The sequence below is a fragment of the Psychrobacter urativorans genome (assembly GCF_904846695.1).
GTDB classification, from domain to species: domain Bacteria; phylum Pseudomonadota; class Gammaproteobacteria; order Pseudomonadales; family Moraxellaceae; genus Psychrobacter; species Psychrobacter urativorans.
This window is the reverse complement of the sequence record NZ_CAJHBR010000002.1, coordinates 170,182-194,964: the sequence shown is the minus strand read 5'-3', so window position 1 is coordinate 194,964 and position 24,783 is coordinate 170,182. Positions and strand designations below refer to the sequence as shown.

21 protein-coding genes and 1 pseudogene are annotated in these 24,783 nt (G+C 41.8%); 16 read left to right on the top strand and 6 right to left on the bottom strand.

The features are described from left to right. Nucleotides 1–260 precede the first annotated feature (260 nt). Nucleotides 261–1,103 carry a hypothetical protein gene (locus tag JMY09_RS02945; RefSeq protein ID WP_201622098.1) on the top strand — a complete coding sequence of 281 codons (843 nt, stop codon included), beginning with the start codon at nt 261–263 and terminating at the stop codon, nt 1,101–1,103. Between the two features lie 145 nt (nt 1,104–1,248). Here JMY09_RS02945 and JMY09_RS02940 read toward each other — a convergent pair whose 3' ends face one another. The 3 genes from JMY09_RS02940 to JMY09_RS02930 form a co-directional block, all read right to left on the bottom strand. Then, a complete protein-coding gene (locus JMY09_RS02940; RefSeq protein ID WP_201622097.1) occupies nt 1,249–2,127 on the bottom strand; it encodes a 4'-phosphopantetheinyl transferase family protein in 879 nt (292 codons plus the stop codon). A 199-nt stretch (nt 2,128–2,326) separates the two neighbouring features. Continuing rightward, nucleotides 2,327–2,875: a peptidoglycan-associated lipoprotein Pal gene (pal, locus tag JMY09_RS02935; RefSeq protein ID WP_201622096.1), complete on the bottom strand. Its 549-nt coding sequence runs from the start codon at nt 2,873–2,875 to the stop codon at nt 2,327–2,329. 324 nt (nt 2,876–3,199) lie between these two features. After that, entirely contained in the window at nt 3,200–3,823 is a 624-nt protein-coding gene (locus tag JMY09_RS02930; RefSeq protein WP_201622095.1) for a DUF6231 family protein, read from the bottom strand. A 545-nt stretch (nt 3,824–4,368) separates the two neighbouring features. Here JMY09_RS02930 and pepN point away from each other — a divergent pair. Next, a complete protein-coding gene (gene pepN / locus JMY09_RS02925; protein ID WP_201622094.1) occupies nt 4,369–7,023 on the top strand; it encodes an aminopeptidase N in 2,655 nt (884 codons plus the stop codon). Between the two features lie 103 nt (nt 7,024–7,126). On the opposite strand, the gene JMY09_RS02920 is transcribed toward pepN, so the two are convergent. After that, on the bottom strand, nt 7,127–8,209 hold the full coding sequence (locus JMY09_RS02920; RefSeq protein ID WP_201622093.1) for a 3-deoxy-7-phosphoheptulonate synthase: 1,083 nt from the start codon (nt 8,207–8,209) through the stop codon (nt 7,127–7,129). Nucleotides 8,210–8,389: 180 nt separating this feature from the next. Here JMY09_RS02920 and lpxB point away from each other — a divergent pair, with 180 nt between their 5' ends. The 3 genes from lpxB (at nt 8,390) to JMY09_RS02905 (ending at nt 12,089) form a co-directional block, all read left to right on the top strand. Further along, nucleotides 8,390–9,700, top strand: a complete 1,311-nt coding sequence (lpxB, locus tag JMY09_RS02915) for a lipid-A-disaccharide synthase (protein ID WP_201622092.1) — start codon at nt 8,390–8,392, stop codon at nt 9,698–9,700. Nucleotides 9,701–9,780: 80 nt separating this feature from the next. Further along, a complete protein-coding gene (locus JMY09_RS02910; RefSeq protein ID WP_201622091.1) occupies nt 9,781–10,611 on the top strand; it encodes a ribonuclease HII in 831 nt (276 codons plus the stop codon). Nucleotides 10,612–10,835: 224 nt separating this feature from the next. After that, entirely contained in the window at nt 10,836–12,089 is a 1,254-nt protein-coding gene (locus tag JMY09_RS02905) for a CAP domain-containing protein (RefSeq protein WP_201622090.1), read from the top strand. A gap of 161 nt (nt 12,090–12,250) precedes the next feature. On the opposite strand, the gene JMY09_RS02900 is transcribed toward JMY09_RS02905, so the two are convergent. Further along, nucleotides 12,251–12,901, bottom strand: coding sequence for a DUF924 family protein (locus tag JMY09_RS02900; protein ID WP_201622089.1), 651 nt, complete (start codon nt 12,899–12,901; stop codon nt 12,251–12,253). 86 nt (nt 12,902–12,987) lie between these two features. Here JMY09_RS02900 and JMY09_RS02895 point away from each other — a divergent pair, with 86 nt between their 5' ends. From JMY09_RS02895 to JMY09_RS02855, 9 genes and pseudogenes are all read left to right on the top strand, one after another. Then, complete coding sequence (locus JMY09_RS02895; RefSeq protein ID WP_201622088.1) at nt 12,988–14,265, top strand: carboxynorspermidine decarboxylase; 1,278 nt, start codon at nt 12,988–12,990, stop codon at nt 14,263–14,265. 248 nt (nt 14,266–14,513) lie between these two features. Further along, a complete protein-coding gene (locus JMY09_RS02890) occupies nt 14,514–15,797 on the top strand; it encodes a saccharopine dehydrogenase family protein (protein WP_227677126.1) in 1,284 nt (427 codons plus the stop codon). Between the two features lie 416 nt (nt 15,798–16,213). After that, nucleotides 16,214–17,083 carry a hypothetical protein gene (locus tag JMY09_RS02885; RefSeq protein WP_201622086.1) on the top strand — a complete coding sequence of 290 codons (870 nt, stop codon included), beginning with the start codon at nt 16,214–16,216 and terminating at the stop codon, nt 17,081–17,083. Nucleotides 17,084–17,343: 260 nt separating this feature from the next. Further along, nucleotides 17,344–19,632 (top strand): annotated as a pseudogene (gene betT / locus JMY09_RS02880) (choline BCCT transporter BetT). A 297-nt stretch (nt 19,633–19,929) separates the two neighbouring features. Further along, entirely contained in the window at nt 19,930–20,556 is a 627-nt protein-coding gene (locus JMY09_RS02875) for a hypothetical protein (protein WP_201622085.1), read from the top strand. Nucleotides 20,557–20,712: 156 nt separating this feature from the next. Further along, entirely contained in the window at nt 20,713–21,306 is a 594-nt protein-coding gene (locus JMY09_RS02870; RefSeq protein ID WP_227677125.1) for an HD domain-containing protein, read from the top strand. 95 nt (nt 21,307–21,401) lie between these two features. Next, on the top strand, nt 21,402–21,731 hold the full coding sequence (locus JMY09_RS02865; protein ID WP_201622084.1) for a DHCW motif cupin fold protein: 330 nt from the start codon (nt 21,402–21,404) through the stop codon (nt 21,729–21,731). Nucleotides 21,732–21,843: 112 nt separating this feature from the next. Further along, nucleotides 21,844–22,671 carry a PhzF family phenazine biosynthesis protein gene (locus JMY09_RS02860; protein WP_201622083.1) on the top strand — a complete coding sequence of 276 codons (828 nt, stop codon included), beginning with the start codon at nt 21,844–21,846 and terminating at the stop codon, nt 22,669–22,671. A 12-nt stretch (nt 22,672–22,683) separates the two neighbouring features. Next, nucleotides 22,684–23,016 carry a YnfA family protein gene (locus JMY09_RS02855; RefSeq protein WP_201622082.1) on the top strand — a complete coding sequence of 111 codons (333 nt, stop codon included), beginning with the start codon at nt 22,684–22,686 and terminating at the stop codon, nt 23,014–23,016. A 126-nt stretch (nt 23,017–23,142) separates the two neighbouring features. Here JMY09_RS02855 and JMY09_RS14655 read toward each other — a convergent pair whose 3' ends face one another. Then, a complete protein-coding gene (locus JMY09_RS14655; protein ID WP_256932863.1) occupies nt 23,143–23,265 on the bottom strand; it encodes a hypothetical protein in 123 nt (40 codons plus the stop codon). A 373-nt stretch (nt 23,266–23,638) separates the two neighbouring features. Here JMY09_RS14655 and JMY09_RS02850 point away from each other — a divergent pair, with 373 nt between their 5' ends. Continuing rightward, entirely contained in the window at nt 23,639–24,250 is a 612-nt protein-coding gene (locus JMY09_RS02850; RefSeq protein WP_201622081.1) for a 6-pyruvoyl trahydropterin synthase family protein, read from the top strand. Continuing rightward, nucleotides 24,243–24,770: a tRNA (adenosine(37)-N6)-threonylcarbamoyltransferase complex ATPase subunit type 1 TsaE gene (gene tsaE, locus JMY09_RS02845; protein WP_201622080.1), complete on the top strand. Its 528-nt coding sequence runs from the start codon at nt 24,243–24,245 to the stop codon at nt 24,768–24,770. The genes JMY09_RS02850 and tsaE overlap by 8 nt, the downstream gene beginning before the upstream one ends. Nucleotides 24,771–24,783: the final 13 nt, after the last annotated feature.

The window sequence follows — 24,783 nt, the reverse complement described above, 5'->3', positions numbered from 1 at the left end:
GTTCGCTGTATACAGGATAGGGTTACTTATATATCGTCTTTATGACCGTATTGTAACTATAAACCCTGTATTCATAGATTTGCGTAGTAATGATTACAATTTATACGCAATCTTTACATAATGATAAATAAAAAGTGCGTCTTTAGGGGTGACTTTTTGCATCAAAATTGTTTTAATCTGCTCAACAAAATGATTGTTTAAAAAGAAAGAAAATAATCGTTTTTTTTGGGTTAGCTATTTCATACTTTAGGAGAATAACCGTGAAACTTATTAAATATACTGCTATTACTGCAGCTGTTTTGGCATCAAGTGCTGCTCTAGCTGCACCTATCATTGTTGTTGACAGTGAAGTAGCACCAGTTGTTTACACTACAGCTGCACCTGCTTATGCTTACCAAGATGCTGGTGTTATTCGTAACACTACTGGCGCGGTAGTTGGCGGTACTAAAACTATCTTTAATACTCTAACTCATCCAGCTTCTATCAGTGCTGAAGTGGGTACTTTAGGTTATGGTGCTAACGTTGGCTTTAGCTTAAATGATAAAGTTGAATTACAAGCTGGTTGGGCAGGTGGCGATGTTGCTGATCTATTCGGCGGCGACTTTGATGCTAACGACGTAAACTACGATGTTGATTCAGACTTCAGCAACCCGTATATGGGCGTCCAACTACGTCCTGCTGGTAACTGGTTCACTATGGGTGCTGGTATCATCGTTCCTGACAACGATATCGAAGTTACTTCTAACCCTAATGGCGGCGTTTACAAAATTGATGGCGTTCAATACAAAGCAGACGATGTAGGCGTATTGAAAGGTTCTATCGATCATCGCAACAAACTAGCACCTTATGCTACTCTAGGTTTCCGTCCTAACATCACTAATAACTTCGGTGTGTTTGGTGAAATCGGTGCTGCATACTTAGGTAAAACTGATGCAGAAGTTCGTTCAGTTGGTGGTGTTAATGGTTCTATCAGAGATGAAAACAACGCACCAACAGGTGAAACTTCAGCTACTGTTGCTCAAAAAGCTCAAGCTGAACTAGAAGATAAAAACTTTATCGAGTGGTTACCAATCGTTAAACTAGGCGCAACTTACCGCTTCTAATTTATAGAAAAGGTTATTCTTCTATAAATAGCAAAGTAATAAAAAAACGACCTTCGGGTCGTTTTTTTTGTTCTATAAATACAATTTTTTATTATAGCAATGCCCATCAGTAGTGAAACAGTTAGCAGTGTGAGAATAATAAACTCTAAAAAACAACCAAAGTCTGTTGTTCTGCTAGTATGGCTAGCTGATAGCTAGTTTTCCCTACCTCTATCTCATTGATGATTGAAGTTGAATGAGTAGCTGTTAAATTACTTTTTATAGGATGACTAGCAAAGCCTGTAGCACTAAGCTTGCTTTTTAGAACTGGGATAATAGCACTGTAGTCTACCCCCAATCCTTGAGCCAATTTGGCATTGTTGATTTTTATCATACTTTCTTTTAGCTGCCATAGATATTTGGCGGTGATATCGCGTTTTGACTGGGGCAGAGTGGCTAGTATTAGCAGCTCATTAGCGTGATAATAACGCTGGACAGTCGGCCAAGCAACAAGTTGGGTTTCGATATCGATACCGATTGCACAGCGCAAGCTGATAGCTACGGCAACTTTGCTTTGTAACTTATACTCAAAGCGTGGACTGCTATTCACCTGCTTTGAAAAACGTTGAGTATGATCATCGGAGTGACTAAAGCAAACATAATAGCCGCTATTACTAAGACGATAAGGGAATGCTGAGTCATCTAAATGGTCGGTAATATTTAGCTTTTTAAGTAAGTCTTTTAATAAAAGACGTACGCCTTTACGCTGCTGTTGGCGCTTATGATGAGCAACTGCAAGGATAGACAATGGCTGCTGTTGGCTGACCTTGTTCCAGTATAATAAGGGTATATCCCTAGTATTTGGGCAGTCAGAGCAGGGGTCTGGATAGGGTGCTAGCTGGCTGGGGAGGTGACTGCGCAACTGCGGCCACAGTATAACGGGTGCCATTAAAGCAGTACTGATAGTAGCTGTAGCGCACCAGCTCGTAGCCGCTAGTGGCTCATAGCGAATATTATCTAGAGTGATGGCTTCAAGGGTTAGCATGGTTAACGTCTATCAGTAAAGGGTAAGTAGATAAGGAGTGTTGACCCCTTTATAACTACATATTGTTAAATGCTTTGGGTCGCTCTTCAATGAGCCAGTATTAAAAAAAGCCCAGTAATTATCTTACTGGACTTTTATTACTAGATTTTTATTGCTGCACTTTTATCAATTTTATCAATGATTGATTGACTAGCAATTATTAATAAGACAGCTCAGCACGACGATTTAAGGCGTAGGCTTCTTCAGTGTTACCAGCAGCGGCAGGACGTTCTTCGCCATAGCTGATCACTCGGATATTGTTAGCAGATACCCCTTGACTAGCTAAATAAGCACTTGCTGATTGTGCACGGCGCTCACCCAATGCGATGTTATACTCACGGCTGCCACGCTCATCAGTGTTACCAGCGATAAGAACGCTAGCCGATGGGTTTGAACTTAGTAAGTTGGCGTGTTGATTTAAGATGGCAGCAGCTTGAGGAGTAATCTCACTGCTATCAAAACCGAAATAAACTACAGCTTGTAGATTACTAGCAGCACTGATGACGGCGTCTGAGTTATTAACTAAGGCACCGTTGTTATAGCCTACTTGTCCACCTGGAATACCTAAAGGCGCAATCACAACTTCTGAAGTGGCACGTTTAGTCGCACAACCAGTAGTCAATACTACGGCTGTTGATAATACTGCTAGAGCAGCAATTTTAGCAAAACGATTATTAGTAGTACCAGTTTGGATAGAATAACTTGACATGCTTAGCTCCTAAATTCTCAATTGAATTTGTTATTGTTAAAAACAGTTTATAATAAAACCTATACAATCGCTGCTCATAGTAGAGTCGATGTTACGTTATGTAAATAGTATTACTGTAAATGTCAGCAAAGTCTACTATTAATAGCTTAGATATGGGATGTGATATTTGTAGGCTAAGGCAAGACAGTTATAGCTACTGTTAGCACTATTGATAATAGTAGAATAATAGTATGGTACTAGAGCTTTATTCTGCGCTGTTGATTATAGATAGTTTTTAGCAAAATGGTTAATAAAATGCTTCGCAACGCTCTAGTAGCTTATTTATTACCAGCGATGTTTATCCCAGTTTTCAGGATTGGCCCAATAGTCACTGTTCAACCAATTGGGTAAGCGTTTATAGTTATAGAGATTGAATTGCCAGAGGACGATGTCAGAAGACGATATTTGCCTATCAGTAACTACAGCCGTATCTGTAACTACATCAGCAACGATATCAAAGGGAATAAAGCCATAAGCACGTAGATTAATACTCTGCTGCACGGCAATAATCACATGAGCAGCATACAGATCTCGGTAGCGCATTAATAGTGGAATATAAGCTGGTAGCAACTCTGCTGTCAAGTTAGGTAGCCAAAAACAAGCCAATTGATAACGGCCGAGCATATTTTGTTTAGCCAGCATTGGTAAGGTGGTTGCGCTGTATTCTACTGATGGCTGTTGCTGCTTACTGGGTTTAGTATTAGCATCAGTCTCAAATAATGACTTAGACTCTAGCTGCCCCAAAGCGGCTTGATCTTCCACTATCCATAATAGCTCAGCGTTAGTGCTAGTATTGCTATCGTTAGCTATTGGTGCAGCAGCCTCAGCCGCTAAGGTAGCCGATAGAGCGTTGACATAAGTTTTTAATAGCGGCAGCGTAACAGTAGTTTGCATAGAGCGATTTGTCATAAGGGCAGACCATTTTTTTAAGTTTACAAGCTAATAATAGGATACCGTTCTGCCTGCTAAACTCGAAGTGCTAATACAGCAAGGCATAAAATTTTATGTTAATAGTTTTTCATGTTCTATGATGATAAGTCTTTGAAAAAACTTTGTTTATCACTAATGCTATTTATCGTGTCATTGTTCATAATTATTATTTTTTACCAGCGTCATTTTTATAACTATCCTCTTTTAGCAGGATAAATCACAGCCTAGTTATTGAGTAGTAATGAAAGTTTATATCAGTGCGCTTGAAATGAGAATGTTTAAACCAATTAAGCAATAAGACTATTATTATAAAGACTGTATTATTATAAAAAGATTGTCATTATAAAAACAGTATTATAAAAAGGCCATTATAAAGCTCTAGTAAAGCTAGGGTATAACTTTACCATTTTAGTCCTTGTAACAGCCAGACCTTATCTAAAAACTGTATGGATATAGCAGCGTATTATTGATTTTGTGAACGCCATTAACACCTTATAATTATATTAACTTAAATAGGAAACACCATGTCTACTGCTGAGAACGATGCTAACATTATTAACATTGAAATGCCTGATATTCCAGCGCATGAGCCTAATGAAAGTAGTCATAAAATTAATCTAAAAGACTATCAGCCACCGATTTTTGCCGTTGAAACTGTTGATTTAGATATCAAGATATTTGCTGATCACGCTACTGTTGATAGTAAGTTAGTAATGACACGTCAGACAGCAGGAGACTTAATATTATTCGGTGAAGACATTGAGCTATTAGCCATTAAGGTTAACGGTCAAGCGCTCGATGAAGGGCAGTATCAGCAGCAGCATGGTCAACTGATCATAACCGATGCACCAGAGCAGTTGACACTAGAGTTGCAAGTACGCCTCAGCCCACAGACTAATACGGCGCTTGAAGGCTTGTATATAGCCGGTAGTGGTAGCGAAACTATGTTTGTCACGCAGTGTGAGCCTGAGGGCTTTCGCAAGATTACTTTTTATCCTGATCGCCCTGATGTGCTAGCGATATTTACCACTCGTCTTGAGGCGGATAAGCGTTATCCCACCTTACTAGGCAATGGTAACTTGGTTGAGCAAGGTGAGGTGGCTGGCGCCCCTGATCGTCACTATGCAATCTGGCATGATCCCACTAATAAGCCAAGCTACTTGTTCGCTTGCGTCTTTGCTGACTTGGCCGTGCTAACTGACCAGCATACGACTAGCGAAGGTCGTGAGGTTACGCTTGAGCTATTTGCCAAAGCCAGTGACATTGATAAGTGTCATGTCGGCATGCAAGCTCTAAAAGACTCGATGGTCTGGGACGAAGTCAATTATGGCCGCGCCTACGACTTAGACCGCTATATGATCGTTGCGGTCAGCCAGTTCAACATGGGGGCTATGGAGAATAAGGGTTTAAATATCTTTAATACGGCTTGTGTATTATCCAGCCCTGAGACTACTACTGATGCCCGCAGTTTCAACGTAAAAGCGGTTATTGCCCATGAATATTTTCATAACTGGACGGGTAACCGCATAACTTGCCGTGATTGGTTCCAATTGTGCCTAAAAGAAGGCTTTACCGTATTTCGTGATCAATCTTTTTCAGCGGATCAACAGTCCAGTGCAGTACAACGTATCGATGATGTGGCCACTCTACGTGCGCACCAATTCGCTGAGGATGCTGGGCCATTAGCGCATCCAGTACGTCCTGAAAGCTTCGTTGAGATCAATAACTTTTATACTACTACGGTCTATGAAAAAGGCGCTGAAATCGTCCGTATGTTGGCCAATACTTTAGGGCCTGAGAACTTTCGTAAAGGCACTGACGAGTACTTCCGTCGTTATGATGGACAAGCAGTAACGGTTGAAGACTTCCTATCGGCACTTAGTATTACCGATAGCAAAGTTGAAGACTTTATCGATTGGTATTGTCAGCCTGGGACACCGATGTTGTCAGGGCATCAGCATTATGATAGCCAGACGCAAACGCTGACTATTAGCTTGAGCCAGCAGACTCGTCAGGTACCAGGCTTTGCAGCACCCAAGCCATTGCCTATTCCGGTGGCGACCGCTTTGTTCGACAGAGTAACAGGAGAGATCGTCAGTGAGCGTATGTTACTGCTTGATCAAGCACAGCAAACCTTTAGCTTCGATAATATTAGCAGCGAACCGGTAGTTTCGTTACTACGTGATTTCAGTGCGCCAGTACAGCTTAACTATGACTATCAAGATGAAGACTTGGCGTTTTTATTGACGCATGAGACCAATGGCTTCAATCGCTGGCAAGTAACGCAAATGCTAGTTAACCGTATCTTATTACAAGGCAGTAATGCCAAGAGTAGCCCAGAAGTTTATTTGCAGGCTTTAGCAAAAACTTTACCAGTACTAGCGGCGACTGATGCGATGCTGGCTGCGCGTTTACTCGATATACCTTCAGCGCAAGAGCTAGCAGCAGCTATTAATGCTGACTATGATCCAGTAGTGGTCAAGCAGCAACGTGAAGAATTATATCGTCAGGTAGCTGATTCGCTAAAAGATCAGTGGGCGCTATTATATGAGCAATTACCTCTGCAACCTTATTCAGACAAGCCAGCAGACTTAGGCGCACGAGCATTACGTAATGTAGTGCTTGATATGGCTTTGAGCGCACAAGTAGCTGGGGCTGAGCAATGGGCGCAGCAGCAGTATGATAATGCCAGCTGTATGACTGAGCGCTTAGGGGCGTTAAAGGCTATGGTCAACCATCAGCTAGCCACGGCCGATAAGTATTTGGCCGATTTTTATCAGCGTTTTGTAGACGATGATTTAGTGATAGATCTTTGGTTTAGTGTCCAAGCCTCTAGTAGTCATGTGAGCACTGATACCATCAACACTTTGTTGGCGCATGCTGACTTTGACTGGAATACCCCGAACCGTATACGCTCTGTGGTCAGTGCTTTTACCGCCCAGCCGGCAGTGTTATGGAGCGCTGAAGGCTTAGATATCTATATTGGCGTGATCAAAAAGCTCGATGATGCTAACCCAGTAATGGCTTCTAGACTATTACAAGTATTAGCCCGTTGGTATACTTTGGTAGAGCCCCGTCGTCAGCTAGCCCATGACAAACTCAGCGAATTGCAGCAGCAATCGACTTCCAAACACGTATTGGAGAGCTTGGACAGCGTCCTTGGCGCCGCCGATAAATAATTTATTAGGCTATAAAATTTATTATGCTATAAAATTATAAACGTTAAAAAACCCCCTCTAGTAATCAATACTAGAGGGGGTTTTAGTTTAATGCTTGTTAAGTTTAACGAGTAGGCAAAACGTCTTTTACCATATCACGTAAGTTATGTAGCGCAGTGACCGTACTTTCCCAATCGAGACAACCATCCGTAATTGAGACACCATACTCTAGTGCGTCCAAATCAGCAGTTAGTTTTTGACTGCCGCCTTTAAGATGACTCTCAATCATCATACCAATGATTGACTGATTGCCATTTTGGATTTGTTCAGCGACATTATTGATAACCATTGGCTGCAAGTACGGATCTTTGCCTGAGTTGGCATGGCTTGAGTCGATCATAATCTTACCGCTGGTTTTGCCTTCAGCTAAAGCGTTCTCTACTTGGGCAACAGCAGTTTCATCATAGTTAGGTTTGCCATTACCGCCACGCAATACCACGTGGGCGTATGGGTTACCCTTAGATTTGATAATTGATACTTTACCGTCTGATGACAAGCCCAAGAAGCTATGGCCTTCTTTGACCGCTTGCATAGCATTAACCGCTACAGTCATGCCGCCATCAGTACCATTTTTGAAACCTACTGGACAGGATAAGCCTGAGCTCATCTCGCGGTGGGTTTGGCTCTCAGTAGTGCGAGCACCAATCGCCGACCAGCTGATCAAGTCTTGCATGTATTGGGGAGTATTAGGATCGAGGGCTTCAGTAGCACAAGGCAGCCCTTTTTCATTTAACTCCAATAGCAATTTACGAGCGAGACGCAGACCCTTTTCGATATCGAAGCTATCATTCATATCAGGATCGTTAATCATGCCTTTCCAGCCCACAGTAGTACGTGGCTTTTCAAAATAAACGCGCATCACTACAAAGATACTGTCTTCAATCTCTTTGGCCAATATAGCTAAGCGATCAGCATATTCGTGAGCGGCTTTGATATCATGGATAGAGCAAGGGCCAATAACCACAAACAAGCGTTTGTCTTTACCATCTAAGATATCTTGAATGGTATGGCGACCTTTCAGCACTGTTTTATAAGCTTCATTTGAAAGAGGAAGCTCAGTTTTTAGCTCAGCGGGAGTGATCAGGGGGATGAACTTTTCAATATTCACGTCATCAATATCTGCGTTATGAGTAGCTGGTGTTGTCATGATTATATGTCGTTTAACTAATTTATAGGGATATTCATTATGCTTTGAAAACCTTGAGTTGACAAGGGCAGTCGGCGACTTTATTGACTCATAACTGGAATGTCAAAACCAAAATTTTGTTATACTTCTCTATTTATGGTTATACCATTCATAGTAAATCATTACTATTAAGAGTTTTTTATGACTGATTCTATCTCGTATGCTAAAGACACTGAGTTGATTCACCAAGCAACTGATCAACATCTAGCCGTTCCGGTAACGGCAGCTAGGCCATTGGTGATAGGGATAGTAGCCGGTGAAGTATCTGGCGATAGCTTAGGGGCTGACTTTATGCAGCAGATGAATAATCTGCGCGATGATATTGTCTGGGTTGGCGTCGGTGGCACTAAGATGCAAGCACAAGGTCTGCAAAGTATCTTTCCGTTATCACGTCTAGCGGTGATGGGCTTAGTGGAAGTATTAGCCCAATTGTCTGATCTATTCAAGGCACGGCGTGAGTTACTTACTGCCTTTAAAAATGCCAACATTGATTGGTTTATTGGGATCGATGCCCCTGACTTCAATTTACGGGTCGCCAAAAAACTTAAGCCAAAAGGGGTGTTCTGCGTTCAGTATGTCAGCCCTTCGATTTGGGCTTGGCGTGAGTCCCGTATTCATGGCATCAAAGCCGCGACTGACTTAGTGCTATGCTTATTCCCATTTGAGCTGCCGGTATATGAGCGGCATAATCATCCAGCTATCTGTGTTGGACATCCCTTGTTACGCACTATCGAGCATCGTCTAGAAAATACTCCTATCACTCAATTACGTAGTGAACTAGTCTGGCATAATAATGGGCTGCAACAGTTTTTTATCGAGCGCTTTGCTGCGGTTAGTCAGCTAGTTTGTGTAATGCCAGGTTCACGGCGTGGGGAAATTACGGCCATTTTGCCATTGATGCTTGATGGTATGCAAAAATTAGTAGTGCTGGACCCAGATCTGTGTTTTATCATTCCAACCGTTGATCAAAACCATCAATATATCGTACAGGAAGTGATAGATAAGTGCTCTGAGCAGCTACGGGCAGCTATTGTAGTGGTCTATGATGAAAGTCAACCTGGCTTTAGCCAACAAGCAATGGCGGCTTCAGATATCATCATACTAGCCTCAGGTACTGCTACCCTTGAAGCGATGTTACTTGAGCGTCCTATGGTAGTGGTTTATCAGCTCAATCAGCTGACTTATCGCATCGTTAAACGTCTTGTAAAAGTATCTTATGTGGCATTGCCTAATATCTTAGCCGATCATGCCATAGTGCCAGAGCTCATCCAAGAGCAGGCTAGTGGTGACAATATTTGCCGGACAGTGATGCAGTTGCTACAGCCGCGCGCCTATCAGGAGCAGCTAAATGCGCTAATTGACACTAAGAAAACTCTGCAACAACAAAGCAATCATGACCCGGCTAGTAGTGTGATTGAGCAATGGTACATAAAGAATGATAGCCAACAATGAACAGCCAATAATAAATAGCCAAAGTCACAAACCAGCGTAAACGCTATTAATACTGCTGTCTAAATAAGTATATAAAACCTATGAAAATTACTATTAGATCTATTGATATAAAAGGTCAGTACATTAATTTAGCGGCCCCTATTGAGCTGACAGGCGAGTTAAAAGTTGCTGAATTATTAGCTGAGCGGCACAGCCATTCCTTGCAAGATCTATCATCAGTACCGTTACAGATAGGAGTCGATGAGGCGGGTCGGGGGCCGTTGCTGGGTAGTGTCAACGTAGCGGCTGCCATTTTGCCAATTAAATGGTCAGGTTTGATTGAGGATCAACCCTTATTGACGACCCCTTTAGCTATCCTAACTGACTCCAAGCAGCTTAGTGAAAAGAAGCGCGATATCCTCTATCCTTTAGTCCAACAGTATGCATTAGGCTATGTTATTGCTGATATCCCAGCAGCGGTGATTGATCAGCTCAATATCCTACAGGCAACGATGCTTGGCATGCGTCTATGTACTGAGCAGCTACTAATAGCGATATATCAGCAGCTAACCATCGATTCTGCTTGCCTTTGTAGTCATATGCCGACCCAAATACTATACGATGGTAACCGCTGCCCAGAATTGGACTACCCAACACTCGCCAAGGTAGGTATTGAACAGGCGACTATTGACTGTCAAGCATGGGTCAAAGGTGATGCTCGTCATACTAGTATTGCTGCCGCTAGTATTTTAGCAAAAGTTAGCCGTGATCATAGAATGTATCAATTGGATGCTCAATATCCTGACTATAGCATCGGCAAGCACAAAGGCTATCCTACTGCAGCGCATATGCAAGCTATTGTAGATTATGGGGTGTTACCTGAGCATAGACGTAGTTTCGCACCAGTGAAACGGGCACTTTTGGAAAAATAGCCTAAGCGTTATTCATTATAAATGATGAATTATAAGTTATTTTGAATTATCTTATATAGTGATCCCGCCTCAATAAGCACTACTTGCAAGTCTTATATTCTATTTATTGGTAGCTAGAATTTTTTATAGTAATAACTAGTTGCCGTTAATAAATTAGCGCTAATAAGTTGGCATAATTATTGCTGAACTTTAGTCAGCTAATTTATTACTTTATAGGATAGAAAATGACCCTCAATACCTCTGTAAAAAGCTCAGTCCCTATCATTTTTTCAATTATGGTTCTAAGTGCTTGTGGTGATGGAGGCGATGCAGATAATACCGCAACAGTCAATAATGCCCCTACATCCATAGAGCTAGAGACAGAATCAGAATCAGCAAACTCTGCTACAACCGCCTCAAATCCAATCGTTTCTAAGTCTAAGGCTAGCAATGAACAGGGAACAGAGGATGAGGAAGTAAATAACGCTGACGCTAGAGCTGATGATAATGCACTAGCAGCTGTAAAGGTAGATAATGAAATTAGCCTTGCCCGGTCTAGCTGTGGTCTCAGTGAGGTATCTGCTGATCTAGAACTTGCAAAAGTCGCTATCCAACATGCCAATTACATTAATTATGTGTTTGCTAATAGTACCCCAACCAGTTTTAATCCGCATGTGGAAAACAAGATCAGTGATATTGCTGATGTCACAGGTAACAGCAACCCGTTTTTTAGCGCTGATAGTTTTACTAAGCGCTTGGCTAAGGCAAATTATGCCAATACCAGTAATGGCGTGGCCGAAAACATTGCTACGACTTTATACTTTAACTCATTAGGTAACTTAGTGGCACCGGATATTGCCGCAACGGCAATGACTAAGTCCTTGCTTGCTGCGCCTTATCATTTACGCGCATTGATGCTACCGAATTCAAATTTGATCGGTACAGGTATCAGTGCTTATAAGCCATTTAATAGGGAGGCAAGTAAGTATCAAGGCTATGTGCTGGTTACCCATGCCGCAGCGACGCCAGCAGCCAAAAATAATAGCGTTAAAGGTATCTTTACTTATCCTTGTCAAGATGTCAGCGCTACAGTGACCGCACTATATAATGAATCACCAAGTCCAGTTAAAGGCACGGGTCGTGATTTGCGAACAGATCCTATAGGACAACCTATCTATATCAACATGCCATCAGCCCAGACGATCAAAGTTAGTAACGTTAAGTTCTATGATGTGCAGCGCAAAACAAAGGTAGAAGTTGCTTTGCTTGATTTTTATCAAGACCCGTATAAAGGCACTAATTATCAGCTAGCAGCCAACGAAGCGTTTATTTTACCGCTTACTGATAATCTAAAAAGCTGTGAGCAGGGTAGTAATAAAGGCGGCAACTGTGGCCTGTATGGTAATAGTAACTATCAAGTGAGCTTTGATGTATTAGTCGATAATAAGACCTTAATAACTAAAGACTTTACCTTTAGTACTGGCGAGGTAAGTTATTAGGGCCTATTGAACCTTGATAAGTAAACCCTGCTGCTTTGCTTGCTCTATTTTTTATTAATACATTTGCAAACTGGCAAACGATATTAATAGCCGCATTGACGTTAACCATTAAATCAATGCTGGCGTTAGTGCTGATGGCTCACATTAGCATTGAGATAAAGTTAAAACGACGAATTAGGTTGTTGTAAAAACTTTCTTTCTTCGACAGTAGATGATCTATTCAAAGCTTCATTACGATGCGGATAGCGTCCAAATCGTTGGATAATATCTCGATGCCGATGCTCAAAACTCAAAGTGTTGGCATTATTGAGCTCCTCAAACAAGGGGAGATAGCGTTGATGAATAACTAAGGATTCAGAATGCATAAAAGGCATGATCATAAACTGTCGCCATTGCCAAGGGAGCTTATTAAAATGAAATTGGCGAATAGCTTCTTGGGCTAACACTAAAGCCATAGCGTCTTGCGCAAAAGCCGCTGCCTGATTGCGGCACAAGTTACGTGAGAATTGATCTAAGACAATAATCTCAGCCAAACGTCCAGCCAGTTCAGCATTGGAGTTGTTCAAATACCGGTGTTCTTCGACATAGCGCCAAGGAGCACATTCACCTTGTTTTGCCTGTTGCCAGAGCTTGCCAAATTTATCAGCAATCAGCTTGTCAAAGCTGCTGTCCTGTATAAACCAGTACTGTTTATTATCCTCATCGAACCAAAATTCTAATACTTCACGAGCATTAACATCGAGCTGAGGCAAATTAAGCTGGGTAAAATCAGGTGGATTTGAAGAGCGCGAATAATCGGTTGATAGTGACATAAGCTATTCTATTTAGTATAGGTTTAGTCTACTATAGCGAAAAATATCACTAACTACTATTATCGTATGCTATTAGGTGAATAAACATGACTACTCCACTTGCTCATCAATCCATATCCGTGCCAACCCCTTATTATTTACTCGACGAAGCGGCCATTGTTGCCAATATGCAAATTATTGCTCGACTATGTGAGTTGTCGGGTGCTAAGGCACTATTGGCACTAAAATGCTTTGCCACTTGGGGGGTGTTTGAAGTCATGCAACCTTATTTACACGGTACAACGTCATCTTCATTGAACGAATTGCGCTTGGGCTATGAGACTTTTGGCCATAACTCTCAACACAATAATGTTAATAGCACTGAAACCCTTGAGGGTATTGCAACCCTTAAAAGTGCTGATAAAAAAGAGATGCATGCTTATAGCGTGGCTTATAGTGCCGATGAAATCCCTGAAGTTCTACAATATGCTGATAAGATTATATTTAATTCTATCTCGCAATTAACTGCTTTTAAAGAGCAAGCGGCTGCTAAAAAAATACCGGTAGGGCTGCGCTTAAACCCTAAGACCAGTAATTCCTCGTTTATTATCGCTGACCCAGCTCGTCCGTTTAGTCGCCTTGGGGAGCATGATAAAGACAGTATCGTCGCGGTACTGAAAGATATCACTGGAGTGATGATTCATAATAACTGTGAAAATGACAGTTATCAGGCTTTTAGTGATAGTTTGGCTGATATCGAAGCTAAGTTCGGTGATGTTTTTCAACAGTTAGAATGGGTAAGTTTAGGAGGCGGAATTCACTTTATCGCTCCTGATTATCCCCTTGAGCAATTGGCTCAACGTCTAAAAGGCTTTAGTGAAAAATACGGCTTACAAGTCTATTTAGAGCCGGGTGAAGCCAGTATTCATGGCGCTGGAACTTTGGTCACTACGGTATTAGATACTATGTATAACCAAAAAAACTTAGCGATAGTAGACTCCTCTATTGAAGCGCATATGCTCGATTTGCTGATTTACCGTGAGTCAGCACCAATAGCGGCTATTAATAATCAGCCAATTAATATCGCAGCTCTCGATATTGATCCTACTGATAACGCTCAGACAACGGGGCAAGCAGCAGCTGACAACACTATCATTTATGGTCGCTCTTGTTTAGCAGGAGATATTTTTGGTGAGTATCAGCTGCCAGCTGTTTTGCAGATAGGCGATCAGTTAGCCTTTGCTAATGCTGCTGGTTATACTATGGTCAAAAAGAACTGGTTTAATGGGGTCAATATGCCAGCTATTGTGATACGTCGTCTTGATGGCACTATTGATGTGCAGCGTGAGTTTGATTATCAGGAATATAAAGCAAGTTTGTCTTAATCATTGATGCTAAGACGTTCGCATGCCAGTTAGGGTTGATGGGGCTATTTTAATTTAGCTATTAATTATTGCCGAAAGGGTAGTAAAAATTGTTATAATCGGCTCGGGCAAAAACAGTGGTTTTTGTTCATCGGGTGCGTGGGTTTTCCTCGGTCTTCCTTTTTAATTCACGCATATCATTCACTAGTTTCTGTTCCGATTGGTCAATAACAATGACGACGGCAGGGACACAAAGGAGGATTGTTGCCTTGAACACAACTCAACATAACAAAAACACTAAGCAAGCCAAAAAAGATGTTCTTATCATCGGTGCTGGCGGCGTCGCTCAAGTAGTCGCTCATAAATGTGCGATGCATAACGATGTGCTCGGTGCGATTCATATCGCATCACGTACTTTAGATAAGTGTACTGCTATCGCCCAAAGCGTACAGGATAAAAACAGCTTTAAGCAGCCTGCAACTTTGCACACCCATCAAATCGATGCGCTCGATACTCAAGCATTAATGACCCTGATAAAAGATATTAATATCCAAATCGTCATCAATGTCGGCTCACCATTTTTGAATATGAGCGTATTAGAAGCTTGTATTGAGACTGGCGTGGCTTATATCGATACCGCTATTCACGAAGACCCCCGTAAGATCTGCGAGACGCCGCCTTGGTACAATAACTATGAGTGGCAGCGTAAACAGCGTTGTGCGGATAATAATATCACTGCCATCTTAGGCGCAGGTTTTGATCCTGGTATGGTCAATGCTTATGCTCGTCTTGGCTATGACATGATGGATGCAGGGTCAGTAACTGATATTGATATTATCGATATTAACGCTGGCAGCCACGGTAAATACTTCGCTACCAACTTCGATCCTGAAATCAATTTCCGTGAGTTCACTGGTACGGTTTATTCATGGCAGGACAGTAAGTGGCAGTCGAATAAGATGTTCGAAGTCAAGCGTACCGATGATCTACCGGTAGTTGGCATGCAGAACAGTTACCTCAGCGGTCATGACGAGATCCATTCGTTATCGGCTAATTTAGATGTGCCAAACATTCGCTTTTGGATGGGCTTTGGTGAGCATTACATCAATGTTTTCACCGTGCTACAAAGCCTAGGCTTATTATCTGAGCAGCCAGTGACTACCGCTGAAGGCTTAGAAGTTATTCCGTTAAAAGTCGTCAAAGCGGTGCTACCAGACCCAAGCTCATTAGCTGCCAACTATACGGGTAAGACTTGTATTGGTGATAAAGTTAAAGGCAAAAAAGACGGCGTCGATAGCGAATTATTTATCTATAATATCTCTGATCATAAAGAAGCGTTTGAGGCTATGGGTAGTCAAGGCATCTCTTATACCGCTGGCGTGCCACCGGTCGCTGCGGCTATGTTGGTTGCTACTGGCGAGTGGGATGCAGGCAAGATGGTCAACGTCGAAGAGCTCGATGCTAAGCCATTTATTAATTTGCTAAATAAAATTGGCTTGCCAACGCGTATTCAAGATGCTGATGGCGATAGAGCACTAGAGTTCGATATCTAGAGCATTTTGCTGGATTTTATCGATAAGAAAATAACAGCATCCTATTAAGTTTCGGCTTGATAGGATGCTTTTTTATGACAGGCATTATCCCAAAAATTCCAATAGCTCGATAATAATTGTAAATTCAATCAAGCGTTTCACAAAAAGCTAATGTGTCTGCAAATAACTATATCGATAAATAATTAACCATTAACAAATAACCATGTACCACTAAATAACCATGTACCAATAAATAGAGGTAAGGCCTCTACTTTTATATCAGAGCTCTGCGCTATAAGCCATTCGCTATTTTTAATGGTGCCCCTTTGCCAATCAATAAGGCATTCTATCCTTGTGGTGATCTGACTAGTGATTGATGCCCTTAGTCGTTATCATCAGTGCCTGACAATCAACAGCCTATTTCGAACTCCCTATCTATGACAAAATCTGATAATAAAGCTGCGGATAACCAGGAAGTTAATCTGAACAGTATTAGAGACTGGCTGATACGCACTACACAGATTTTTGCCAAATTTGCAATTATCTTGATAGCTTTGGCTTTAGCCTTGTTGTTAGCCAATGCGCTTAATCGGCCACTCTATATCAGCTATTTAATCGTTGGTATGATCGCTGCAGTACTGTTTATCATGCTAATCATGATCGCTATCGAAAACATCGTTTATCGATACCTAAAAAACAGCGTTTGTGGCCAAATTATTATCTATTTATTAGTGGCGTTGATGAGCGTATCGTCCTATTTGTGGGCAACAGGCGAGATTAACAGGATATTCCAAGTCAATCCTAGTAATTTAGCCTTGACCTCAACGCTACTGACCGCTATCGAGTTTTTTAAATACAGTATTATCACTTTATTAAGTGGTTATTTTATCGCTATAGGCTTGTACTTTTTATATCGAGATTCTGACAACCAAGCGCCTAGCAGCGCAGATAACAGTGCTGTTAGTAATGGTAATGCTACTAGTCATAATGTTAGTAATGGCAATATTGATGCTACAAGCGCTACTAATCAATCGACTAAAAAACTACCTAGTAAATTATTATCAGGTGTACTCTTTGCCCTTACTGTGATGCTGTGTTTGTTAGCCGTAGGCCGAATATCTAAGTATAGCGACGTTATGGTTCAAGCCTTTGCGGTAAACATTGATTTCTACAGCTATCATACTTGCACAGGTAAAGATTTTGAAAATATCGAAGGGGTTTTATTCTTATCGGCGAGCGATATGTTAGTAGCGAAAAAGACAGGGGCTATGAGTTGGCAATTTAACAAAGTCAAATGTGAGCCCTGATGGCTGTAGCCAGTTTTTCTCAAAATAAACGCTTAATAAAAAGTACCTCTACTGCTCTAAACTCTAGCTATTACTTATCTTATCAGCATTATCTTAAAGCCTTATCCATAGCGATGCGCTGATGAGCGGCTCATCCTTGCCAATAATGTTTATGCGCTAGACTATGATACTATGCGCTCATCATTTTCTCCCAAAATATCCTGCCTTCTAAAACTGCACTCACTTATGCCCTATAAGTAAAGTGTAAGGAATGTACAGACATGAGCAACGAAGTAAACCACGATAACTCTTCCAAAGATGACCTAGCAAGCGAGCATCCATTAAACGAGCCATTACCAAATGAGCACAGCAAAAGCGCACAAGCCCCATTTGAGCGCAGTCAGTTTGGGGGCTCGCAACGTCAACCTAAAAGTCTTCATGGTGAAAGACCCATCTCGCGCAGTGATTTAAAAAAAGGGGCGCAAGAGTTATCCAAAAATGCTGTCGCTCATATTAACTGGAGCGTGTTAATCCTCTCCTCGCTAGTTATTGTTGCCTTCTCAATTTGGGCCATTATTATGCCTGAAGGGGCACATACTACGATGCAAATAGTAGTGGATTGGATTGCAACTAACTTGGGTTGGTACTATGTGATTACTATGGTATTAGTCACAGGCTTTGTACTTTGGGTAGCTTTATCCAAAGCTGGTAGCATACGCCTCGGGCCTGATGATTCACGTCCGCAATATAAGCTAGGGACTTGGGTGGCGATGCTATTCGCTGCTGGGGTAGGCATTGATTTGCTGTTCTTCTCAGTAACTGGTCCTGTAGTCCAGTATTTAACGCCGCCAGCAGGTGATAGCGCCAGCGCTGATGCTATGCAAAACGCTGTAGTTTGGACCATGTTCCATTACGGTATCGCTGGCTAGGCGGTATATGCATTACTGGGCATGGCAATGGGCTACTTTGCCTATCGCTGGGATATGCCGTTATCGATTCGAGCGGCGCTCTATCCGCTGTTTGGCAAACGTGTCAATGGCCCAATCGGTCACGGTATTAGTATTTTAGCCTTAGTCGGTACCGTGTTTGGCGTCGCCACTACTATGGGTATCGGGGTAGTCTTACTAAACGTCGGCTTCTCAAAGATCTTTGGGCTAGAGGAGGGACTCACCTTACAGATTGCCTTGGTTATCGGGGCGGTGGTCTTGACTATCTTGGCGACTACTTCAGGCGTAGATCGTGGTATTCGCTGGATATCTGAGCTGAATCTATGGAGCGCAGTGGCGATGATGGCTTTTATTCTCATCGCCGGCCAAACCGCTTTCTTATTGAATGCGCTGGTTGAAAACTTAGGTCAATTCTTTGTCACTTTGCCTGCGTGGATGTTTAAAACCTTTGCTTACGTGCCTGGTAGTAGCGAATGGATGGGCATTTGGACTTTATTCTTTTGGGCGTTTTGGTTGGCTTGGGGGCCGTTCGTTGGCGTGTTTTTGGCCCGTATTTCCCGTGGCCGTACTTTACGTGAGTTCGTCATCGCTGCTATTACTGTGCCAGTATTATGTGATTTTATTATTGTGTCCTTCTTCGGTAATTCAGCCCTTTATGAAGTATTACAAGGTAATACTGCCTTTGCCGAACTGGCTATTCAAAGCCCTGAGCGTGGCTGGTATGCCTTGCTTGAGATGTTCCCCGGCGCGAAGTTCTTAGTTATATTAGCGACTTTTTCAGGATTACTGTTTTATATTACTAGCGCCAACTCAGGGGCAATGGTGATGTCGAATTTCTCCGCCTCTATTCCAGACCCAAGCGAGGATGGTCCGAAATGGCTGCGTATCTTTTGGGCAGTACTGACGGCGGTTTTGACTATCTCAATGCTGTTAGCTGGTGGTGTTATTACTATGGAGTATGCGACTCTTATCTTTGCGCTGCCGGTGACTATCATCGTTTACCTAGTGATGTTCTCCTTCTATAAAGCGCTAAAAATAGAGCAAGCCGAGAGCGAGGGTAAGGTGTTACGCCGTCCTTCGATTGCACCTAGTGGTGGTCATATACCAGAGCGCTCATGGACGCAGCGTTTGGGGCAGATGCTGACTTATCCATCTAAACGTGAGTCGATCAAGTTCTTGGAGCGTACTGTACGCCCAGCGCTCGATGATGTCGCCAATGAGTTCCGCCGTCAAGGCTATGATGTGGAGCGTATCAATGCCGATCATGATAAGAATGCGGCAAGCGCAACGGCTTTTGTTGGTAATACTAATATTATCGCCGCCTCGGGGCCGTTACTACGGTTATCGACGGCTGCTATGAACGAATTTTATTATCAAGTGTCTATGGTTAAGACTCCAGCGCCTACTTTTAGTGGCAAAATGGCCGCTGATAGCGATGTGTATTATCGACTTGAGGTCACTACTCAAACAGGTTCGGGTGGCTACGATTTAACCGGATTAAATAAGCAGCAAGTCATCGATGATGTGCTTGAGCAATACCAAGCTTATCTGAATTTTTTGACTGCTCCTGTGCAGAGCGATGAAGCATTGACGACGGCTACGCCTATAGTGGGTAAGGAGTAATAGGGGTAACTAGATAATGAGTAGGATAGCCGCTACTGTCGGGGCTAGCAGTGACCTCGCGCATTTATTGATATCTATCGTGGTTGTATTCTTATAGAAAACTAAGCGAGCTATTGGTTAAAGTACATCATTTATGATTTTTACTCACCTCAAGGTTTCTATGCTCATATTTAGCTCACTAAGTATCTCAAATATATGGTATTTGTTTAATAATTAGTACAATATGCAATATCAAACTAAAGTTAGTAGTTTGTAAATACTTAGCGATTAATTGAGATTATTATTTTAAGGAAACATATGAAAAATGTATTGATTGGTATAGCTGCAGTAGGAGTAATGAGTGCAGCCTTGTCTGGTTGTCAAACTATGCAAGAATCCGTAAATCTTATAACAGATAATATGTATGTTGCTCAGTTACCTGAGAGCTCATCAACTAAGCTTCAGATAGTTACCGATTGGGGTGGTGAGTTTAGTGTTACACCAAACTCTAAAGAATACCGTAGCTCGAAAAAATCAGGTGCAGGCGGAGTGTTAGCAATGAATGGATCTTTAAATCCTAAAGGATTAGCAAAACTATCAATTCTCCCTTATACCGATAAAGAGAAATTATTTATCTATGAAAATAATTTAAATATGCCTAAGCCTACCGTCGAAGAAAAACGTCTTTATAGTCTGACTGCTAGCACTTCTCCGAATTTTACAGTGACAGAAAGGTACATTGCTCCCAATCAGCCCTTTGCCATTAGATTTAGAGGTAGAGACAGTTTTAGTACTTGTAGTGTAGAGGGCACATTTAACCCTGAAGCGAACAGCAACTATCGTTTAACAGGTGTGTTCGGTCGAAAGTGTGTCGTTATCATTGAGAAGTTTGTCATTAATAGTCGCGGTGAAACTGTTCTTCAAAACGTCAAATTTGATAAGTGATCTCACTACTATTGTAGAAGGTTAATAAGAAAAAATAGTTAATAGGCTGTGCATCATGTTCAGCCTTCCTTCCTACACAAATCACTCAAATCAATCAAATACAGTAGCATGCCATAATAGATAACTACAACAGGCTAATAAATTAAGGAGCTTACTTTGCCAAACGATTTAACCGCAATCACCGAATACTTACTTGAGCTGGATGCACTAAAGCTTATTAATCGCCGTACTTATATTGATGGTGGATTGCGTGTTGAAAACTCAGCTGAGCACTCATGGCATTTAGCGATGGCTTGCTGGTCGATATGTAGAAGCTTTAAGCTTGAGGTATCAGAAGAAAAGCTCCTAAAGCTGGCACTCATCCATGATTTAGGTGAGATTGATGCGGGTGATACGTTTCTCTACGACACTAATAGAAGCACAGCTCATAATGCTGAACGAGAAGGGGTTAAACGTCTTCAGAGCCATCTAGGCAATGGGGTTGGTGATCTTTGTGAGTTATGGGAGGAGCAAGAGACTGGCGATAGCTTAGAGACTAAACTGCTAAAAGTGGTCGATAGGTTATTGCCTTTTTTACATAATATCAATAGTGAAGGCAAGACTTGGCGTGAGCAAGGGGTGAAGAAATCGCAAGTACTACAAGCTCATGGCTTTATAGCTGAGGATTTTCCTGAGATTCACTGTTGGATGCTTGCTAATATTAATTCAGCGGTGCAAGCGGGTTGGCTGCTTGATGATGGATTGGTTTAATACAGACAGTAGCTATTGGTTAAAGGTAATGGATGTCTACAACCTTCCCAGCTTACTAGCAAATTCATTAAATAATTAAATCAGGAGATAATGTCATGGATATGAAAAACATACCTTTTGCTACTACCGATTGGACCCAAGTACCCGCTGTCGAAGTCAAAGGTGAAACAGGGGTAGGCTACTGGAAAACTCTGGATTTTGACACTATTAATGTACATATGGTTGAGTATTCAGCCGGTTATCTTGCCGATCACTGGTGTGATAAAGGCCATATATTGTTGTGTATCGAAGGTGAGCTAAATACGGAATTAAAAGATGGTCGTACCTTTACTTTAACTACCGGCATGACTTATCAAGTGGCAGATAATACTATAGCGCATCGTTCTTCAACTAAAAATGGCGCTAAGCTATTTATTGTTGATTGATAACTATTGGAAGCTTTAAGAGTCTGCTGCTGGATAGACAGGATTAGTTAAGATAAGCGAGGTTTACTAAGCCGAAAAAAAGTACTGTATAAAAATAAGGGAAATCATCAATATGCAACTCGAAATCAACGTCATTGACGCCTTCACTGATAGTATTTTTAAAGGTAATTCTGCGGCAGTGATTATTACTGACAATTGGCTGAGCGCTGAGCTAATGCAGTCTATAGCTATGGAGAATAACTTAGCTGAAACCGCCTTTTTAGTAGCGAGTCATTCAGAATATTTAAGCTCTGAAGACACGGCTGCTTATTATATCCGCTGGTTCTCACCCCTGACTGAGGTTGATTTTTGTGGTCATGCGACCTTGGCATCAGCTTTTGTATTGTTTAGTAAATATCCTAGTTTAACCAGCATAAGTCTGTCAGCCAAAGCGGTTGGAGTATTGACTATTGTCCAGACAGCAACTGGCAAAATACAAATGGATTTTCCAAATACTAAACCTGAAAGGATTAAAGATATTCCTGAGAGCTTATTAGCGGGTCTATCGATCGCTCCTGTTGAAGTCTATCGTAACTTGCAAGCCTATTTTGTTATTTACAACGCTGAGTCTGATGTACTGTCTGTAGTTCTTGATAATCAGTCCTTAAAGCAGCTTGCACCATTAAAGTTGGTTGTGACTTGTCTGGCGGACTGCAAAATTTTTGATAAATACGATTTTATCTCTAGATATTTTGTGTTAGCTACGGCTAGTGAAGACCCAGTGACCGGATCAATTCATACGGGGTTAGCCCCACTTTGGGCAGAGCGCTTAGGTAAAAATGAGCTGATGGCTTATCAAGCCTCAAGTCGAGGTGGGGTTTTACACTGTGTAGTAGTAGGGGATAGAGTGCTTATCTCTGGTAATGCGGTGCAATATATGACTGGTATCATTAGCGTTTAAAAGGAAGATGTAGTGCCTGAGTTAAAAACCCTTAGTCTTTTCTTTTTGACCGCACTAGCAGAAATTGTTGGCTGCTACTTACCTTATCTTTGGCTGCGCGAGGGTAAAAGCATTTGGCTGCTTATTCCTGGCGTGCTGAGTTTGATGGCTTTTGTGTGGTTGCTGACTCTGCATCCAACGGCTGTTGGCAGAGTTTATGCTGCTTACGGTGGGGTATATATTGCTACAGCTATTATGTGGTTATGGGCGGTTAATGGTATTCGACCATCGATGTGGGATATCGTTGGATCTGTTGTTGCTCTATTAGGCATGGCTATCATTATGTTTGCACCCCGCAGCTCTTAGCTATAAGTTAGTAAAGCTATAAGTTATTAAAGCTAAAGGCTCACTGATAAGTGCTTTTAATGAAAACCACTAATTACAGCTGAGTTGGGCTAAAGCAGCTAAGGTAGCGCTTTAGCACAGCTTGGATTAATGTTTGCCTAGAATGCTACCGCTATCTTCTTTCTTGGCTTGCTTAGCCGCTTTTTTCTCTTTTGCAGTCAGTAACGGCTTCTTTTTGACATTCTTTTTACTGTCTTGTGTTTTACTCATGATTTAGTCCTATTGGATAAAGTTGAACGCTCAAGCTATCGAAATGGCTTGTAGCCAAGTAGCAAGGGTTTAAGCTTAGTTAAGCTAGTGCTAACTAGGTATTATTAACTATTACAGTGTAGCCTTAAGGGTAACGATTAGATAGTTATATCTTTATCAACAGATACGGCTTTTATTAATATTTTTATTGCTAGGCCAATCATCAAGTTATCCTAAACTGACGATAGTGTAAGTAAGCGCTTACTTACGGATACCTAGCGATTTGCTATAATAGGCGTGGTAAGCCGGCTATTAGTTTCGGTGCTCACTAATGTATTGGTGGTTATTTGCACTAACCGCTAATACTTTTCACTATTTTGGTTAATTAATTATTATGCGTATTCGTAAACTGTTTAAATTTGAAAATGCTCACATCGTCCGTAATTGTAGCTCAGAGCGTTGTAAACATTCTATTCATGGTCACAGCTATCAGATTGAGTTGATCCTGGAGGCGCAGCGTCTAGATCATGGACAAATGGTTTATGACTTTGGCCTACTAAAGTCGTCAATCAAAGATATTATCGACAGCTTTGACCACGCTATTTGCTTTTGGAGTAAAGATGACCCTGAGTATATTGAATCTTGTAAAAAGTTCAGCGCCCGCTGGATAAGTCTACCCGTATCCCCTTCTGCTGAGCAATTCTCCCGAGTGATATTCTTTTGGGCGCAGCAAATATTACAACAAACCCAAATGCAAAACGGCGAAGCTGATGTCAGTGTCTATTCGGTCATTGCTCATGAAACGGCGACTGGCTATGCGCAGTGTTTCGCTGCTGATGTGGCTAACGATCAGATGGGTAAATTAGTATTGAGTGACTTTGAGTTTAGCGAGCAAGTCAGTAGTGAGTGGCATGATCCACAGCTATATGCCAAGCTCATTAGCGGGGAGCGCTTCATCAACCCACAAGTCACTATGCAAGTACAGCTGGATGAGTCTGATGTCTAATCCTAAGTTTACAGAGAATAAAAACTCAATATCGGTAACGCTGCATTCAGAAGCCGATACTAAAGAGTTAGCGGCGCAATTGGCTAAGTTACCGTTAGTAGGCAGCGTTTGGCTGGCTGGTGATTTAGGAGCTGGTAAAACCACTCTAACTCGTTATTGGCTACAAGCTCTAGGTCATCAAGGGCCAGTAAAAAGCCCTACTTACACTTTAGTTGAGCCTTATCATATCAGCCAAAGTGATGGAGCTATTAAGCCGGTTTATCATGCCGATCTATACCGTTTACAAGATCCAGAGGAGCTGTCTTTTATTGGCTTTGATGAGTATCTGGATGAGCCAAATGCGCTAGTCATTATTGAGTGGGCAAGTCGTGCGGACAGTTATTTGCCAGCGCCAAGCTTGTTTATAGATATAGTACAAGGTGGCGCTACGCAGGACAGTAAAGAAGCACGTCAAGTCGAGCTACGCTTATCAAAAATAGGGCAGACGCAAGGGCTGGATTTATCGCTGTTAAAGATCTAGCTATTAGGTCACT

Coding starts and splice junctions, on each gene's coding strand:
- JMY09_RS02940 (WP_201622097.1), bottom strand. CDS start 2,127: ATGCTAACCCTTGAAGCCATCACTCTAGATAATATTCGCTATGAGCCA.
- pal (WP_201622096.1), bottom strand. CDS start 2,875: ATGTCAAGTTATTCTATCCAAACTGGTACTACTAATAATCGTTTTGCT.
- JMY09_RS02930 (WP_201622095.1), bottom strand. CDS start 3,823: ATGACAAATCGCTCTATGCAAACTACTGTTACGCTGCCGCTATTAAAA.
- pepN (WP_201622094.1), top strand. CDS start 4,369: ATGTCTACTGCTGAGAACGATGCTAACATTATTAACATTGAAATGCCT.
- JMY09_RS02920 (WP_201622093.1), bottom strand. CDS start 8,209: ATGACAACACCAGCTACTCATAACGCAGATATTGATGACGTGAATATT.
- lpxB (WP_201622092.1), top strand. CDS start 8,390: ATGACTGATTCTATCTCGTATGCTAAAGACACTGAGTTGATTCACCAA.
- JMY09_RS02910 (WP_201622091.1), top strand. CDS start 9,781: ATGAAAATTACTATTAGATCTATTGATATAAAAGGTCAGTACATTAAT.
- JMY09_RS02905 (WP_201622090.1), top strand. CDS start 10,836: ATGACCCTCAATACCTCTGTAAAAAGCTCAGTCCCTATCATTTTTTCA.
- JMY09_RS02900 (WP_201622089.1), bottom strand. CDS start 12,901: ATGTCACTATCAACCGATTATTCGCGCTCTTCAAATCCACCTGATTTT.
- JMY09_RS02895 (WP_201622088.1), top strand. CDS start 12,988: ATGACTACTCCACTTGCTCATCAATCCATATCCGTGCCAACCCCTTAT.
- JMY09_RS02885 (WP_201622086.1), top strand. CDS start 16,214: ATGACAAAATCTGATAATAAAGCTGCGGATAACCAGGAAGTTAATCTG.
- JMY09_RS02875 (WP_201622085.1), top strand. CDS start 19,930: ATGAAAAATGTATTGATTGGTATAGCTGCAGTAGGAGTAATGAGTGCA.
- JMY09_RS02865 (WP_201622084.1), top strand. CDS start 21,402: ATGGATATGAAAAACATACCTTTTGCTACTACCGATTGGACCCAAGTA.
- JMY09_RS02860 (WP_201622083.1), top strand. CDS start 21,844: ATGCAACTCGAAATCAACGTCATTGACGCCTTCACTGATAGTATTTTT.
- JMY09_RS14655 (WP_256932863.1), bottom strand. CDS start 23,265: ATGAGTAAAACACAAGACAGTAAAAAGAATGTCAAAAAGAAGCCGTTA.
- JMY09_RS02850 (WP_201622081.1), top strand. CDS start 23,639: ATGCGTATTCGTAAACTGTTTAAATTTGAAAATGCTCACATCGTCCGT.
- tsaE (WP_201622080.1), top strand. CDS start 24,243: ATGTCTAATCCTAAGTTTACAGAGAATAAAAACTCAATATCGGTAACG.